Source organism: Bradyrhizobium sp. UFLA05-109 (assembly GCF_054185165.1).
The window spans coordinates 118,128-134,115 of record NZ_JBBIAR010000008.1 but is presented as its reverse complement, the minus strand read 5'-3'; the positions used below and the strand labels follow the sequence as shown (position 1 = coordinate 134,115).

Here is a 15,988-nt window from a genome sequence, read left to right as displayed (position 1 = left end):
ATGCCGATGCAAAGCGCAATCGTCCTTGGCGGCGGCATGATCGGCGTCAGCGCGGCGCTGCATCTGCATCGGCGTGGCTGGTCGGTGACGCTCGTCGATCGCAGGGAGCCGGGCCGCGAAACCAGCTACGGCAATGCCGGAATGATCCAAGCCGAAGCTGTGCGGCCATATCCAATGCCGCGCGACTTTGCGACGCTCTTGAAGATCGCGACCGGCCGCACCAACGACGTCCGCTACAGCCTTACGTCCCTCCACCGCCACGTCGAGCCTCTGCTCCGCTATTGGTGGCATTCGGCGCCCAAGCGACATCGCGAGGCGATCGAGGCATGGGCGCGCCTGATCGCCTATGCGACATCAGAGCACGATATCCTCATCCGCGAAGCCCACGCCGACAATCTTATCCGCCGCGCCGGTTATCGGCTGTTGCATCGCGATCCCGCCGAGTTCGAGCTCGCAATCAAGACCGCGGAGGAAAACCAGCGCGACTTCGGCGTGAAGTTTCGTGTCCTGAGCGGTAGCGAGCTGGCAAAGGCCGAACCGATCCTGCGCGACGATCTGCCCGGTGCCATTCATTGGCTGGAGCCGTGGACTGTGTCGGATCCCGGCGCCTTGGTCGCGAGCTATGCCGAACTGTTCCAGCGCCTCGGCGGTCATATCATTCTCGGCGATGCGCAGACGCTGCAGCAGACGTCGTCCGGCTGGTCCGTGCAAACCGACGACGGGCCAATCGATGCGGCCAATGTCGTCGTCACGCTCGGACCGTGGTCCCCCGATCTGTTGCAAAAATTCGGCTATCGCATTCCGCTGGTGCGCAAGCGCGGCTACCACATGCACTATAGCGGCGGCGCTTCGCTCGACCTCCCGCTGGTCGATACGGCAAGAGGCTACGCCATGGGGCCGATGGCCAGGGGCATCCGCATCACCACTGGCGCCGAGCTGACCGGGCCGGACGCGCCGGCAACGCCTGTTCAGCTCGCCAGTGCAGAGGCTTCCGCGCGAGAGCTGCTCGATCTCGGCGGCCGCGTCGAACCCGAGCCGTGGTACGGCACGCGGCCTTGCACGCCCGACATGCTGCCCGTGCTTGGGCCAGCACCGCGCCATCGCGGTCTCTGGATGAACTTCGGCCACGGTCACCAGGGCTTCACGCTGGGCCCTGCCACCGGCCGCCTGCTCGCTGAGATGATGAGCGGCGAGACGCCCTCGATCGATCCCACGCCATACCGGCCAGAGCGTTTCTAGCCAGCGCGTTTCGCGGCGAGGACCGCCAGCGCGGCCGACATCCGCATCAGCGGATCGTCCCATTCGCGCGGGCGACGCTGCCGGAACAGCCGCATGGTCGGATACCATGGGCTATCCTCGCGCTCGCGCAGCCAGCGCCAGTCGAGCGCGTAAGGCAGCAGCATCCAGACCGGGCGGCCGAGCGCGCCGGCAAGATGCGCAACCGAGGTGTCAACCGCGATGACGAGATCGAGCGCTGCGACCGCCGCGGCGGTATCGGAAAAATCGCCAAGCGCCGGTGCGAGATCGACGATGTCATTGCCAAGCGCCGCGAGCACCGGGAGGTCAGCCTCGCGTGGCTCCTTCTGAAGGCTGTAGAGCTGCACGCCTGGTGTGATCAGGCATGGCAAGACCGCTTCCGCCGACAGAGAGCGCTGTGCGTCGCCCTTGTGCCTGGGATTGCCGGCCCAGACCACGCCGATCTTCAGTACGCTTACGCCATCGAGCGCGGCGCGCCATCGCGACAGTCTTGCGGGATCCGGATGCAGATAGGGCACGTTCGCCGGAATCGTATCGAGCCTCGTGCCGAACACGCGCGGCAGGCTCATCAGCGGCAGTTGCACGTCGAACGGCGGCAGCGCCTCGCCGCGCGCGATCACGGTGACGCCCTCCATCGTCCGCAGCAGCGAGGCCAGCGCCGGCTGGACCTGGAGGATGATGGAGCCGCCCCGTGCGGCCACCATCGGCAGATAGCGCACGAATTGCAGGGCATCGCCGAGCCCGTATTCGGCAAACAGCAGAAGCGCGCGGCCGTCAAGCCGCTCGCCCTGCCATTCCGGCTCGCTGAAGGTCGGGTCGCCGTCGGACAGGGTCTTGCACCTGCGTCGCCATTGATAGGCTTCAAAGCCGCTGGCGAAGTCGCCGTTCATCAGCAAAAAATGCGCGTGATTATATTGAGCGAGCGGCTGCTCCGGATCGAGCGCGATGGCCTGGCGCGAAGCGGCCAGCGCGGCGTCGATCTCGCCGGCATTGCGCAGTGACACCGCGAGGTTAGCATGGCCTTTGGCGTAGGCGGGATCGGCGGCGACGGCGCGGAGATGCGCGGCGACGGCCGCTTCGACACGATCCTGCTTCTCGAAGACGATCCCGAGATTGGTATGGGCGGGCGCATGATCGGTCTTCAGTGTCAGCGCGCGCTCGCAAGCTGCGATGGCCGCATCGAAAAGCCCGAGCTCGCAGAGGCAAGCGCCAAGATTGCTGATGATAACGTGATCCGCCGGATCGCGCGCGATCGTCCGCTGATAGGTCGCGGCCGCCTGATGCAGGTGACCGGCCTCGTGCAGGACGAGACCGAGCAGCCGCATCGCCGCAACATTGTCAGGGTCTAGCAGCGTCGCGTGGCGATAATGCACGATCGCCTCCTCGAACTCGCCCTTGCGATAGAGCGCAGCGCCGAGATTGCAGAGCAGACCCGGATTCTCGGGGTCTGCGTCGAGCGCGCGGCGGTAGGCGGTCACGGCCTCGTCGAGCTTCTTCTGATCAGCAGGCACATTGCCGAGATTGAGCCAGACGCCGCGATGCGCTGGATCCCTTGTGATGACCTCGCGATAGGCATGCTCGGCCTCGGCAAGACGGCCCTGCCCCGCCAGCGCGACGGCCAGGTTGAAATTCGCACGCGTCAGGTGCGGATCGATCGCGATGGCACGCCGGTAGGCGGCTTCCGCCTCCTCGAAGCGCGACAGCTCTGCGAGCGCCACGCCGAGCTTGTTGCAGAGGCCTGCATCGCCCGGCCGCCGCAGAAGCGCACGCTGAAACGCCGCCACTGCGCCGTCCTGCTCACCCTTTACGGCAAGTGCGTCGCCCAGCGTGACGAGGGCCGGCGCGTGGTCGGGATCGAGGCTGAACACGCGGCTCAGCAGATTCGCCCCGTCGCTCGCGCGATCGGTCACGAAAGCGACCACGGCGGACAGATGCAGCGCCGGCACATGGTCGGGATGCGCCTTCAGGACTTCCCCGCACAACAGCCCGGCCTGATCCGGTCGCCCCGCCTCGTAATGCTCCACCGCCCGCAACAGAATCCGATCGACCGCCGCCTGGCCCATGCTGCCACCCACCCTTCACCCCGAAATCCCGATGGGGGTTGAACGGGCGGGCGCGCGGATTCCGTCACTTTTGATGCCTGGCAAAACAGCAAGGGCCGATCGACCATGTCGACCAGCCCTACCACTTCGAGGCCTGACAACGCGCGAAGCGCTGTCAGATCCAGCTTGCAGATCAGTCCGTCGTGAGCGCTGTCTCCATGTCCGTCGGATCGATCTGCTGGCTCAGCCGCGCATTGAGCTTGTCGCGGTCGAGTTCGCCCTCCCACCAGGCGACGATCACGCAGGCGACGCCGTTGCCGCAAAGATTGGTCAGCGCGCGGCACTCGCTCATGAACTTGTCGATGCCGAGCACGATCGCCATACCCGGCACCAGCCGCGGGTCGACCACCGCCAGCGTCGCAGCAAGCGTGATGAAGCCGGCTCCGGTGATGCCGGAGGCACCCTTCGAGGTCAGCATCGCCACCACCAGGATGGTGATCTGCTGGCCCAGGGTGAGATCGACGCCGAGCGCCTGCGCGATGAACAGGGTGGCCAGGGTCATATAGATGTTGGTGCCGTCGAGGTTGAACGAATAGCCGGTGGGCACCACGAGGCCGACCACCGACTTGGAGCAGCCGAGGCGTTCCAGCTTCTCCATCAAGGACGGCAGCGCACTTTCCGAGGACGAGGTGCCGAGCACGATCAGCAGTTCGTCCTTGATGTAGGCGAGGAACTTGAAGATCGAGAAGCCGGCAAAGCGCGCGATCGTGCCGAGCACGATCAACACAAACAGCGCCGCGGTAACGTAGAACGTGGCGATCAGCCCGATCAGGTTGAGGATCGCGCCGGTGCCGAACTTGCCAATCGTATAGGCCATCGCGCCGAACGCACCGATCGGTGCCGCGCGCATCACGATGGAGATGACGCCGAAAACCGCGTGCGCAGCGTCATCGATGAAGGCGCGGATGGTATGACCGCGTTCGCCGAGGCCCATGATGGCGAAGCCGAACAGCACCGAGAACAACAGCACCTGGAGGATCTCGCCTTGAGCGAAGGCGCCGACCACGGTGTCAGGAATGATGTGCAGGATGAAGTCGACGCTCTTCTGTCCCTCGGCCTGCTTGGCGTAGTTGGCAACCGCCTGCGCGTTCGCTGCCGCACCGCCGAAACCCGCGCCTGGACGAACCAGATTGCCGACGATGAGGCCGATCAGGAGCGCAAAGGTGGAGACGACCTCGAAATAGACCAGCGCCTTGACGCCGATGCGGCCGACCTTCTTGGCGTCCTGGATGTGGGCGATGCCCGAGACCACGGTGCAGAAGATGATCGGGGCGATCACCATCTTGATCAGCTTGATGAAGCCGTCGCCCATCGCCTTGATCCAGTCGTTGGTCGCGACCGTGGGCCACAGCCAGCCGACGATGGCCCCCAGGAAGATGGCGATCAGCACCTGGATATAGAGAACCTTGTACCACGGCTTGGCAGCGGCCTTTGCGGCCGGCGCGCCCGCAGTCATCGTTGTCGTCGTCATGGCTCCCTCCCCTCAATTCCCTTGGTTCTAGCCAAGATCAACTTGGCGGGCCGAGTCAAATGGAACTGCTCGGCCGTTGGCCGCTTATTGGCGGCGGTCGACGACCCGGCGCGCAGCCGGCATCAAGGTCGCTCCGAGCGCGTTCTTGATCAGCGACGCCGCGATGAACGGCAGGATGCCGACCTGCCAGGCCTTTGCGACGCCAAGCCCGAGGCCGAAAGCGAGCCAGGCGAAGCCGACCGCCAAAATGACGATGTGACCGATGGCCATGGCCGCGAACAGCCAGGCCATGCTGCGATCCCAGCCCCGCTCGGCGAGAAAGCCCGTGACGAAGGCCGCCGCGACGAAGCCAAACAGATATCCGGCCGTGGGGCCGATGAGCGGGGCGAGGCCGCCGACAGGGCCTGCGAACACCGGCAGGCCCATCGCACCTTCCGCGAGGTACGCGACCATGGTTGCGCTACCGAGGCGCCAGCCATAGCCGGCGCCAATCATCAGCACGACCAGCGTCTGCAACGTCATGGGCACATAGGGCAGCGGCAGGCTGACCTTGGCTGACAGCGCCATCAAAGCGGTACCAATCGCAACCAGCACGACCGCGCGCAACGCGCCCGCGCTGCTTTGGACCGGCCAGACGATGGCCGCGAGAGGAAAATGCGGGGCGACGGCAGGCGTTTTGTCAGACACGTTGAACTCCGGAAGGCTCTCAAAACTGGCGGGCTATTTAAGCCAGTGAGCGATCCGGTCAACTGCTTCCCGCATCTCCTCCGCCGATCTCGCATAGGAAAAGCGGATGAAGGAGCGGCCGTGCAAGGGATCGAAATCGATGCCGGGCGTTGCCGCGACATGGGCCTGCTCCAGCATCTGCGTGGCAAACTCGAAGCTGTCGGAGGTGAAATCCGACACGTCGGCATAGAGATAGAATGCGCCATCGGCGGGCAGGAACTTGGTCAGGCCCGCCTTCGGCAGCCCCTCGATCAGGATGCGGCGGTTCTCCTGATAGCCGTGCTTGATCTCTTCCATCTCGGCAGCGCCGTCGAATGCTGCTTCAGCCGCGATCTGCGACAGCGACGGCACCGAGATCGACAGGTTCTGCTGGAGCCGCTCGACCGGCCGCACCAGAACTTCCGGCACGACCATCCAGCCGACCCGCCAGCCGGTCATGCAGAAATATTTCGAAAACGAGTTGATGATCAGCGCATGGTCCGACAGCGCCGCCGCAGTGACGGCGGGAAAAGCATAGTCGAGGCCGTGATAGATCTCGTCCGAGATGAAGCGGATTCCGGCGCCCTCCGCCGCTGCGATCAGGCTGGACAGCGCCTCCCTGGACATCATGGTCCCGGTGGGATTGGCGGGACTTGCGACCAGCACGCCCTTGAGCGGCGCCTTGCGATGGGCGGCCAGCAGCGCCTCGCCGGTCAGGGCGTGACGGGTCTCGCTGGTGGTCTCGATCGGCACCGGCTCGCAGCCGAGCGCGGTCAGGATATGCCGGTATGGCGGATAGCCGGGCACCGTCACCGCGACGCGGTCACCCGGCTCGAACAGGGCCAGGAAGGCCAGGATGAAGCCGCCGGACGACCCCGTGGTGACGACGATCCGCTCGGGACTCACCGCACAGCCATAGGCGTCGCGATAGTGGCGTGCGATCCGCTCGCGCAAGCTGGGGATACCGAGCGCGGAGGTATAATCGATTCGCGCGCTATCCAGCGCCTGGTGGGCGGCGGCGATCGCGGTCTTCGGGGCCGGCGCGGCAGGCTGTCCGACCTCCATATGGATGACGTGGCCGCCCGCCGCCTCGATTCGCGCGGCCGCCGCCATCACGTCCATCACCATGAAGGGGGGAACGTCGCTGCGGCGGGATGGCGTCAGCCAGGGCTCCAGCCGGTTCCTCAATATCGCATCGGCCATCAATATCTGCTATTTCGCTTCCGGTCCGGAACCCCTGGGGGGACCGGGAACGGGGCGCCCGCGCCCCAGACTGGCCGCATTGTGCGGCTCATTAGGGGATACCCCGTATCCGGTCCGACGCCAATCACCAAGACCAATCACGAAACTGCATTTCAAGACCGATCGATGTTGCTCCAGCTCGCTTTGCGCAAGAAGGCCTCCGCTCTCACCGCCATCGTGACTGCGGCGGCCATGGTGCTGACGCCGCTTCCGGCGATCAAGGCCCAGGAGAGCCCCAGAGGCCCGCCGGTGCTGCGCGACACCGAGACCGAGCAACTGCTGCGCGAATACACCAGGCCCATCCTGCGCGCCGCGGGACTGGAGAAGCAGAACATCCAGATGGTGATCCTCAACGACGCATCGTTCAACGCGTTCGTCGCTGATGGCCGCCGCATCTTCGTCAATTACGGCGCGATCATGCAGTCGGAAACGCCGAACCAGTTGATCGGCGTGCTCGCGCACGAGACCGGGCATCTGGCCGGCGGCCATCTCGCCAAGCTGCGCGAGCAGCTCGCCAACGCCCAGACCCAGATGATCATCGCCATGCTGCTCGGCGCCGGCGCCATGGTCGCGGGCGCCCGCAGTGGCAACGCGAACAATGGCCTCGCCAATGCCGGTGCGGCCGCCGTCGCCGGACCGCAGGAGATGATCCGCCGCTCGCTGCTGTCCTATCAGCGCCAGCAGGAGGAGAACGCCGACCGCGCCGGCGTGAAGTTCCTGACCGCGACCCAGCAATCGCCGAAGGGCATGTACGAGACCTTCAAGCGCTTCACCAGCGAGAGCCTGTTCGCCGCGCGCGGCGCCGATCCCTATTTGCAGTCGCATCCGATGCCGGCCGAGCGCGTCGAGGCGCTCGCCCAGTTCGCCCGCTCCAGCCCCTATTGGGACAAGAAGGACGACCCGGCGCTGCAGGCGCGCCATGACATGGTGCGCGCCAAGGTCTCCGCTTTCATGGAGCGGCCCGAGACCGTCTATCGCCGCTATCCGCTGACCAACGACAGCATGCCCGCCCGCTATGCCCGCGCCATCAGCACCTATCTGCACGGCGACCTGCGCAGCGCGCTGGCCCAGATCGACGCGCTGATCCAGGCGCAGCCGAACAACCCGTATTTCTACGAGGTACGCGGCCAGGCACTGCTCGAGAGCGGCAAGGCGGCGGAAGCGATCCCTGCCCTGCACAAGGCGGTTCAGCTCTCCGGCAACGCCCCGCTCATCGAGATGTTACTTGGGCAGGCTCTGGTCGGAACTGATAATAAGTCCTACACGGACGAAGCGATCCGGATTCTCCGTGCCGCGGTGGCGCGGGAGCCGGAGGCACCGATCGGCTACACGCAGCTCGCCATGGCCTATGGCCGCAAGGGGGACTATGCGGAGGCCGACCTGGCGTCAGCGCAGGCCGCTTACCTGCGCGGCGACAACAAGACCGCACGCGAACTTGCGACGCGCGCAAAAACACGTTTCGCCGTCGGCACGCCCGGCTGGGTCAAGGCCGATGACATCGTGGCGTCAAAACCGCCACGCAACAATTAGACGATTGGAACGACACCGACACCACGACGTCACGGCGCGGCCAGGTTAGATCGGCCGGGATGTCTTCCGAAACCTGCTTTCGACCAGAGGATTTACCAATGCCTTCGCTGCGCCTGATCGTCCCCGCGCTGTTTGCGCTCGCCGTCTTCGGCGGAGCCGCGCCCGCCGCGGCCGACAGCTTCACCGACACCCAGCGCTCGGACATCGAGGCGATCATCAAGAACTATCTCGTCAGCCATCCCGAGGTGCTCGAGGATGCGATGGCCGAGCTCAGCAAGCGCCAGGCGGCCGCCGAAGCGCAAAAGCACGAAGCAAGCATCGCGCAGAATGCCGATGCGATCTTCAACTCGCCGCGCCAGGTCGTGCTCGGCAACAAGGACGGCGACGTCACCTTCGTCGAGTTCTTCGATTACAATTGCGGCTACTGCAAGCGCGCGATGTCGGACATGCTCGACCTCATGAAGAACGATCCCAAGCTGAAGGTCGTGCTGAAGGAGTTTCCGGTGCTGAGCCAGGGCTCGGTCGAGGCGGCGCAGGTTGCGGTCGCTGTCCGCATGCAGGATCCCACCGGCAAGAAGTATCTCGACTTCCATCAGAAGCTGCTCGGCGGCCGTGGCCAGGCCGACAAGGCGCACGCGCTTGCCGCCGCCAAGGAAGCCGGTCTCGACGTCGCGAAGATCGAGAAGGACATGGCCAATCCGGAAGTGCGTGCCACGATCGAGGAGAACTTCAAGCTCGCCGAAGCGATGGGCATGAATGGCACGCCGAGCTACGTGATCGGCAAGCAGATCGTGGTTGGTGCCATCGGCCTCGACGGCCTGAAGGAGAAGATCGGCGTCGCGCGCTGCGGCAAGGCGACCTGCTAGTTCCAGATATCGATTATCCGAATACTGCGAAAAGGGCGGCTTTTGCCGGCCTTTTTTGTTGTCAGGATGTTGGCGCGAACGTTCATCGCGCGTTCAACAAACAAAAGCCGCGGAACCACTGAAGTTTCGGAACATCTCATTTCTCCTTTCGTTGTCGGCGCGGGCAATGACGCACAAAACACGTGAGGAGAGGTTCAATGACTAATCGCTTTATGATCTCGGTTGCCGCGCTGGCACTCGTCGCGGGCACTGGTCTCGCGAATGCGCAGGGAACAGGGACCAAGGAGAGCGGCGGCTCCCAGCAGCAACAGAACGCGCATCCTTCCACCGGCGCGGCTGAACATGGCGGTGCCATGAGCAGGGAAAAGGGCACCGTGGGACAGGCTGGCGGATCGATGAAGTCCGGCGCTGAAGAGAGGTCCTCGGGCACCATGAAGCACGAGCAATCCGGCGACACACACAGGGATTCCATGGGCAAGGAGAAGGGCACCGTGGGACAATCCGGCGGATCCATGAAGTCCGGCGCCGAAGAGAAGTCCTCGGGCACGATGCACAAGAATCCGACGGCTGAGGAGAAGTCGGGTGCAACGAAGGGCCAACGCACCGACGAACACGCCCAGGGCCAGCAGGACAGGTCGAAGGGCATGAGCTCGGAGACACAGACCAAGTCCGGCACGACGACCGGCCAGGCCGGTGCTGGCGCCAAGCTCTCGACCGACCAGCGCACGCAGATCACCTCGGTCATCCGCGAGGAGAAGGTTGCTCCCGTCAGCAACGTGAACTTCTCGGTTTCGGTCGGCACGCGGATCCCGCGTGAGGGCATCGAGCTGCACGTGCTGCCGTCACGGGTGGCGACGATTTATCCAGAATGGCGGAGCTACAAGTACGTCCTGGTCCGCGACGAGATCGTGATCATCGATCCGGCCACCTACGAGATCATTGCGGTACTCAACGCCTGACGGCCGAGAGATCGGCAATCCCAAGGGGCGGGCAGCAATGCCCGCCCCTTTTTGCCTTTGGCCGGCAGCCATGCTTTGGACTGGTTAACAAGCAATTTCCGTAGCTTCCACACAGCTTTTTGCAGACTGGATGAGCTATCTGAAGCCCCGCGGGAGGTCGTTGAAGGCTTCCCCTAAGCCCCTTTGTTACCTATAACCCCCGCCACCTCCGCCGAAGCACCTGACCGGGATTTGAATGGCTGAACCTGCAACCGACACCATCCTCGTCCTCAACGGGCCGAACCTCAACATGCTGGGGACGCGCGAGCCGGAGAAATACGGGCACGCGACGCTGGCCGACGTCGAGACGCTCTGCCGGGAGACCGCAGCGAATTTCGGTCTCAAGGCCGACTGCCGGCAGTCCAACCGCGAAGGCGAATTGATCGACTTCATCCACGAGGCGCACGCCCGCAAGATGAAGGGCATCATCATCAACGCCGGCGGCTATTCGCACACCTCGATTGCGCTGCACGATGCGCTGCTCGCTGTGCAGATCCCGACGGTCGAGGTGCACGTCACCAACATCCACTCCCGCGAGAGTTTCCGTCACCATTCCTACACCGCCCGCGCCGCATTCGCGTCGCTGTGCGGCTTCGGCATCGAGGGCTACCGCCTCGCGATCCAGGGCCTTGCCGCCAAGCTCGGCATCCAGCCCAAAGCCTGACGCCCCTTTTCAAACAGAAGGTTCGGAATCAAGATCATGGCGCGCCAGCCAGACGATAAAGCAGCCGCAAAATTTTCCAGCGAGGACTCCGCGCTCATCCGCGAGCTCGCAACCCTGCTCGACGAGACGAGCCTCACCGAGATCGAGATCGAACGCGCAGGACTTCGCCTGCGCGTCGCGCGCAACGTAAGCGTCGCCGCGGCCGTGCCGGCGTCGGTCATCGCGGCCCCTGTCGCTGCAGTTGGCGCGGCGACTGCGACTGCCGCGCCGGCAGATCTCTCGAAACATCCCGGCGCCGTCACCTCGCCGATGGTCGGCACCGCCTATTGGGCGCCGGAGCCAGGCGCAAAGCCTTTCATCGAGGTCGGCTCCAAGGTTTCGGTCGGTCAGACGCTCCTCATCATCGAGGCGATGAAGACCATGAACCAGATCCCCTCACCGCGTGCCGGAACCGTGACGCAGATCCTGGTCGAGGACAGCCAGCCGGTCGAATTCGGCGAGCCGCTGGTCATCATTGAATAAGCGAGTGGCGAATGGCGAATAGCGAATGGTTGCTGCACTTCCATTCGCCATTCGCCACTCGCTATTCACCCGCTGAGGCACCATGTTCGACAAGATCCTCATAGCCAATCGCGGCGAGATCGCCCTTCGCATCCTGCGGGCCTGCAAGGAACTCGGGATCGCGACCGTCGCCGTGCACTCCACCGCCGACGCGGACGCGATGCACGTTCGCCTCTCCGACGAGAGCGTCTGCATCGGGCCGCCGCAGTCGAAGGACAGCTATCTCAACGTCCCCGCGCTGCTCGCGGCCTGCGAGATCACCGGCGCCGATGCGGTGCATCCGGGCTACGGCTTCCTGTCGGAGAATGCGCGCTTTGCGGAAATCCTCTCCGAGCACAATCTGCATTTCATCGGCCCGAAGGCCGAGCATATCCGCCTGATGGGCGACAAGATCGAGGCCAAGAAGACCGCCAAGCGGCTCGGCATCCCAGTGGTGCCCGGCTCCGACGGCGCGGTCGGTCCCAACGACAACGCGATGGCGATTGCGAGGGAGATCGGCTTCCCAGTGCTGGTGAAGGCTGCCGCCGGCGGCGGCGGGCGCGGCATGAAGGTCGCGAACAGCGAGGCAGACCTTGCGCTGGCGCTGTCGACGGCCGCCAACGAAGCGAAATCTGCCTTCGGCGATGCGTCCGTTTACCTGGAAAAATACCTGAAGAAGCCGCGCCACATCGAAATCCAGATCCTCGGCGACGGCCGCGGCGGCGCGATCCACCTCGGCGAACGCGATTGCTCGCTGCAACGCCGTCACCAGAAGGTCTGGGAGGAAGGTCCCTCGCCCGTCCTCTCCGCGGCCGCGCGTGCCAAGATCGGTGAGACCTGCGCCAAGGCCATGCGCGAGATGAAATATCTCGGTGTCGGCACGATCGAGTTCCTCTTCGAAGACGGCGAGTTCTACTTCATCGAGATGAACACGCGCATCCAGGTCGAGCATCCCGTCACCGAGAGCATCACCGACATCGATCTCGTGCTGGAGCAGATCCGCATTGCCGCCGGCGGCGACCTGCCGGCGAAGCAGGAGGAGATCCAGATCATCGGGCACGCGATCGAGTGTCGCATCAATGCGGAGCACCCGCAGACCTTCCGGCCCTCGCCCGGCCGGATCTCGCAGTACCATCCGCCCGGCGGACTGGGCGTACGGATCGACTCGGCCGTCTACCAGGGCTACACGATCCCGCCCTATTACGATTCCCTCGTCGGCAAGCTGATCGTGCACGGCAAGACCCGCACCGAATGCCTGATGCGGCTGCGCCGCGCGCTGGACGAGATGGTGGTCGACGGCATCGAGACGACGCTGCCGCTGTTCCGAGCCCTGGTGCGTGAACCCGCCATCATCGACGGCGACTATCACATCCACTGGCTGGAACAGTACCTGGCCGGCCAGTCGGGCAACTAGCGCCTACCATCCTTCCCTTGCTATGGAACCGAACGCCGCCTGCGGCGTTATCGGCGGGTTTTCTGCACGGGGGAGTGGAAATTCTTAACGTCGGAAGCGGAGTTGGCGTAACGCCTGACCTGAGACGGCGGCGCGCACTTTGGCAGATCCTGCTGTTCGCGGCGGGACTCTTGGTGCTGACGGTGATCAGCGCCGGCTCCGTCTACCTCGTCAACAAGGCGCGCGACGACAACGCCTCGGTCATTCACACCATCGAGGTTGAGAACCAGATTCACACGCTGCTGCTGGAAATTCGTCGCGCCGAGAGCAGCGCGAGCGGATTTCTCCTCACGCGCGGGCCGGAATTTTGGACCGACCACCAGGCCGCGGTGGCAGGGGTCCTGCCGCATCTCAACAGGCTAGCAGAGCTGACCAAGGACAATCCCGCGCAGGCGGAAAACGTCCGCAAGCTGCGGCCGGCGGTCGAAACCAGGCTCGACCAGTTCACGCGCGAGATGAACTACATCGAACAGAGCGACTTCGCCCGCGCCTCCGCGCTCGTCCGCGAAGCCGCCGCCGGCGACACGACGAGCACGATCCGCGACGCGGCCGACGCCATGCTCCGCGAGGAGCAGCGATTGTTCGCACTCCGCTCGGCCAATGCCAACAACAGCCAGACGCTGGCGGCGTCGCTGACCGGCGTCGGCTCCGGCCTCGTCGTGGTGCTTGTGCTGATCTCGATCTGGCTGGTGCGGCGCTCGGCGACCATCCGCGACGAGGCGGAGGCACGCCTGCGCGATGCCAACCTCAATCTCGAGGCCACCGTCGACGAACGGACGGCAGACCTGCGCGAAGCCAACAACGAGATCCAGCGCTTTGCCTATATCGTCAGTCACGACCTGCGCTCGCCGCTGGTCAACATCATGGGCTTCACCAGCGAGCTCGAGGAATTGAGCAACGACATCTTCCGGCGCATCGGCAGCCTCACCCACGTTCCGGCGGATGGGCCGCCGCTGGCGATGAACGATGCCGCGGAAATTGCTCTGGAGGGGCCGGACAAGCAGCTCTCCCAGGATTTTTCCGAGGCGCTCGGCTTCATCAAATCCTCGATCGCCAAGATGGATCGCCTGATCTCGGCGATCCTCAACCTCACCCGCGAGGGCCGGCGCGAATTCGAGCCGGTCAAGATCGACACGGGCGAGTTGATCGAGGCAATCGTCGCGACGGTGGCGCATCAGGCCGCCGAGGCACAGGCCGAAATCCGCGTCGGCGAGCTGCCCGATATCGTGAGCGACCGCCTGGCGCTGGAGCAGATCTTCTCGAACCTGATCGATAACGCCATCAAGTATCTCAGGACCGGGGTCCCCGGCGAGATCGTGCTGCGCGGCCGCACCAAGCTTGGCTATGCGATCTTCGAGATCTCCGACAATGGCCGCGGCATCGACCCGAAGGATCACCACCGCATCTTCGACCTGTTCCGCCGCGCCGGCCTCCAGGACAAGCCGGGCCAGGGCATCGGCCTTGCCCACGTCCGCGCGCTGGTGCGCCGGCTCGGCGGTACGATGTCGGTCTCCTCCGAACTCAACGTCGGCAGCACTTTCACGATCACGCTGCCGATCAAGTGGAACGCCAGCAAGCGGAATGCACAGCAATGACCCAGCCCGTTACCATCATCATGATCGAGGACGACGAGGGGCACGCCCGCCTCATCGAACGCAATATCCGACGCTCCGGTGTGAACAACGAGATCGTGCCGTTTGCCAACGGCACGGAGGCCATCCGCTATCTGTTCGGCGCTGACGGCACCGGCCTCGCCCAGAAAGGCAATGCGCTGCTGATCCTGCTCGATCTCAACCTGCCCGACGCGAGCGGGATCGATATCCTGAAGCGGATCAAGGAGAACAAGTACCTGAAGGCCTCTCCGGTGGTGGTGCTGACCACCACCGACGACTCCCAGGAGATCAAGCGCTGCTACGAGCTCGGCTGCAACGTCTACATCACAAAACCGGTCAATTACGAGAATTTTGCCAACGCGATCCGGCAGCTCGGGCTATTCTTCTCCGTCATCCAGGTGCCCCCAGCCGCAACATGAACCGGACAACGCCGACGCTGCTCTATATCGACGACGACGACGCGCTGGCGCGCCTCGTCGAGCGCGGGCTGACGCGCCGCGGTTACAAGGTCGTCCTTGCCGCAAGCGGCGAGGAAGGCCTCGCGCGCATCCGGCAAGGAGACGCCGACGGCGGCATCGACGTCGTGGCGCTCGACCAATACATGCCGGGCCTCGACGGTCTCGAGACACTCGAACAGATCATGGCGATTCCGGGCGCCCCGCCGGTCGTCTTCGTCACGGCATCGCAGGATTCCAGCATTGCCGTCACCGCGCTGAAGGCGGGCGCAGCCGACTACCTCGTCAAGGACGTCACGGGCGACTTCATCCCGCTGCTGCATGTCGCGGCCGATGGCGCCCTGCGCCAGGCCGCGCTCCAGAAGGCGCGCGAGGAGGCGGAAGCTGAAATCCACGCCTCGCGCGACCGCTACGCGGCACTTGCCGCCGAGCGCGAAATGCTGCTGCGCGAGGTCAACCACCGCGTCGGCAACTCGCTCCAGATCATCGCTTCGCTGTTGCATCTGCAGGCAAGCTCGGCTGCGCAGGACGAGGTCAAGGCCGCCCTGACCAATGCGATGGGCCGCGTCGCCGCGGTCGCGCAGGTGCACCGCCGGCTCTACACCTCGCAGGATCTGAAGAGCGTCGTCCTGAACCAGTATCTGGACTCGCTGCTCGAGGACCTCCGCCGCTCGGCCGAGGGCAACCGGATGTCGCGCCTGACGCTGAAGGCCGAGCCGATCGAGATCGATCCGGACCGCGCAGTTGCGGTCGGCATCATCGTCAACGAGCTCGTCATGAACGCGGTGAAATACGCTTACCCGGATGGGGCCGGCCCGATTCACGTCGAGCTGACCTCGCAAGGCGAGGATCTCGTTCTGTCGATCGCCGATGATGGTGTCGGCGACAACGCCAAGGCCGATCCGCGCTCCACCGGAATGGGCCAGCGCATCGTCGCGGCGATGGCTTCAAAGCTCGATGCCTCCGTCGAACGCGATCCGGATCACACTGGGACGAAGATCCTGCTGAAGTTCCGCCGCCTGCCCGCGCCATCGAGCACGACGAACAGCGCCGCCGCAAGCTGACGCGCGACCCCATCGCAAGGCTGCCGCG

14 protein-coding genes are annotated in these 15,988 nt (G+C 64.8%); 10 read left to right on the top strand and 4 right to left on the bottom strand.

Annotated features, from left to right (window positions below; genetic code table 11):
* Positions 1-6: 6 nt before the first annotated feature.
* Positions 7-1,239: an NAD(P)/FAD-dependent oxidoreductase gene (locus Q3C01_RS08010; RefSeq protein WP_458144775.1), complete on the top strand. Its 1,233-nt coding sequence runs from the start codon at positions 7-9 to the stop codon at positions 1,237-1,239.
* Here the strand turns inward: Q3C01_RS08010 and Q3C01_RS08005 are convergent.
* From Q3C01_RS08005 to Q3C01_RS07990, 4 genes are all read right to left on the bottom strand, one after another.
* A complete protein-coding gene (locus Q3C01_RS08005; protein WP_458144774.1) occupies positions 1,236-3,320 on the bottom strand; it encodes a tetratricopeptide repeat protein in 2,085 nt (694 codons plus the stop codon). The two genes, Q3C01_RS08010 and Q3C01_RS08005, sit on opposite strands and share 4 nt — an antisense overlap.
* 172 nt (positions 3,321-3,492) lie before the next feature.
* On the bottom strand, positions 3,493-4,830 hold the full coding sequence (gene dctA, locus Q3C01_RS08000; protein ID WP_458144773.1) for a C4-dicarboxylate transporter DctA: 1,338 nt from the start codon (positions 4,828-4,830) through the stop codon (positions 3,493-3,495).
* 84 nt (positions 4,831-4,914) lie between these two features.
* Complete coding sequence (locus tag Q3C01_RS07995; protein WP_458144824.1) at positions 4,915-5,469, bottom strand: biotin transporter BioY; 555 nt, start codon at positions 5,467-5,469, stop codon at positions 4,915-4,917.
* Between the two features lie 81 nt (positions 5,470-5,550).
* Positions 5,551-6,738, bottom strand: coding sequence for a pyridoxal phosphate-dependent aminotransferase (locus tag Q3C01_RS07990; RefSeq protein ID WP_458144772.1), 1,188 nt, complete (start codon positions 6,736-6,738; stop codon positions 5,551-5,553).
* 165 nt (positions 6,739-6,903) lie between these two features.
* On the opposite strand from Q3C01_RS07990, the gene Q3C01_RS07985 reads away from it, so the two are divergent.
* The 9 genes from Q3C01_RS07985 to Q3C01_RS07945 all read left to right on the top strand — a co-directional run bounded on the left by Q3C01_RS07985 (position 6,904) and on the right by Q3C01_RS07945 (position 15,960).
* A complete protein-coding gene (locus tag Q3C01_RS07985; RefSeq protein ID WP_458144771.1) occupies positions 6,904-8,307 on the top strand; it encodes a M48 family metalloprotease in 1,404 nt (467 codons plus the stop codon).
* A 98-nt stretch (positions 8,308-8,405) separates the two neighbouring features.
* The gene (locus Q3C01_RS07980) at positions 8,406-9,173 is read left to right on the top strand and encodes a DsbA family protein (RefSeq protein WP_458144770.1); all 768 of its coding nucleotides are present in this window, start codon (positions 8,406-8,408) and stop codon (positions 9,171-9,173) included.
* Between the two features lie 197 nt (positions 9,174-9,370).
* The gene (locus Q3C01_RS07975; protein ID WP_458144769.1) at positions 9,371-10,132 is read left to right on the top strand and encodes a DUF1236 domain-containing protein; all 762 of its coding nucleotides are present in this window, start codon (positions 9,371-9,373) and stop codon (positions 10,130-10,132) included.
* 235 nt (positions 10,133-10,367) lie between these two features.
* Positions 10,368-10,835: a type II 3-dehydroquinate dehydratase gene (gene aroQ / locus Q3C01_RS07970; RefSeq protein WP_458144768.1), complete on the top strand. Its 468-nt coding sequence runs from the start codon at positions 10,368-10,370 to the stop codon at positions 10,833-10,835.
* A gap of 36 nt (positions 10,836-10,871) precedes the next feature.
* Complete coding sequence (gene accB, locus Q3C01_RS07965; RefSeq protein ID WP_458144767.1) at positions 10,872-11,357, top strand: acetyl-CoA carboxylase biotin carboxyl carrier protein; 486 nt, start codon at positions 10,872-10,874, stop codon at positions 11,355-11,357.
* A gap of 82 nt (positions 11,358-11,439) precedes the next feature.
* On the top strand, positions 11,440-12,789 hold the full coding sequence (gene accC / locus Q3C01_RS07960; protein WP_458144766.1) for an acetyl-CoA carboxylase biotin carboxylase subunit: 1,350 nt from the start codon (positions 11,440-11,442) through the stop codon (positions 12,787-12,789).
* Positions 12,790-12,869: 80 nt separating this feature from the next.
* Entirely contained in the window at positions 12,870-14,423 is a 1,554-nt protein-coding gene (locus Q3C01_RS07955; protein WP_458144823.1) for a sensor histidine kinase, read from the top strand.
* Positions 14,420-14,860: a response regulator gene (locus Q3C01_RS07950; protein WP_458144765.1), complete on the top strand. Its 441-nt coding sequence runs from the start codon at positions 14,420-14,422 to the stop codon at positions 14,858-14,860. Before Q3C01_RS07955 ends, Q3C01_RS07950 begins: the two co-directional genes overlap by 4 nt.
* On the top strand, positions 14,857-15,960 hold the full coding sequence (locus Q3C01_RS07945) for a sensor histidine kinase (protein WP_458144764.1): 1,104 nt from the start codon (positions 14,857-14,859) through the stop codon (positions 15,958-15,960). The genes Q3C01_RS07950 and Q3C01_RS07945 overlap by 4 nt, the downstream gene beginning before the upstream one ends.
* Positions 15,961-15,988 lie beyond the last annotated feature (28 nt).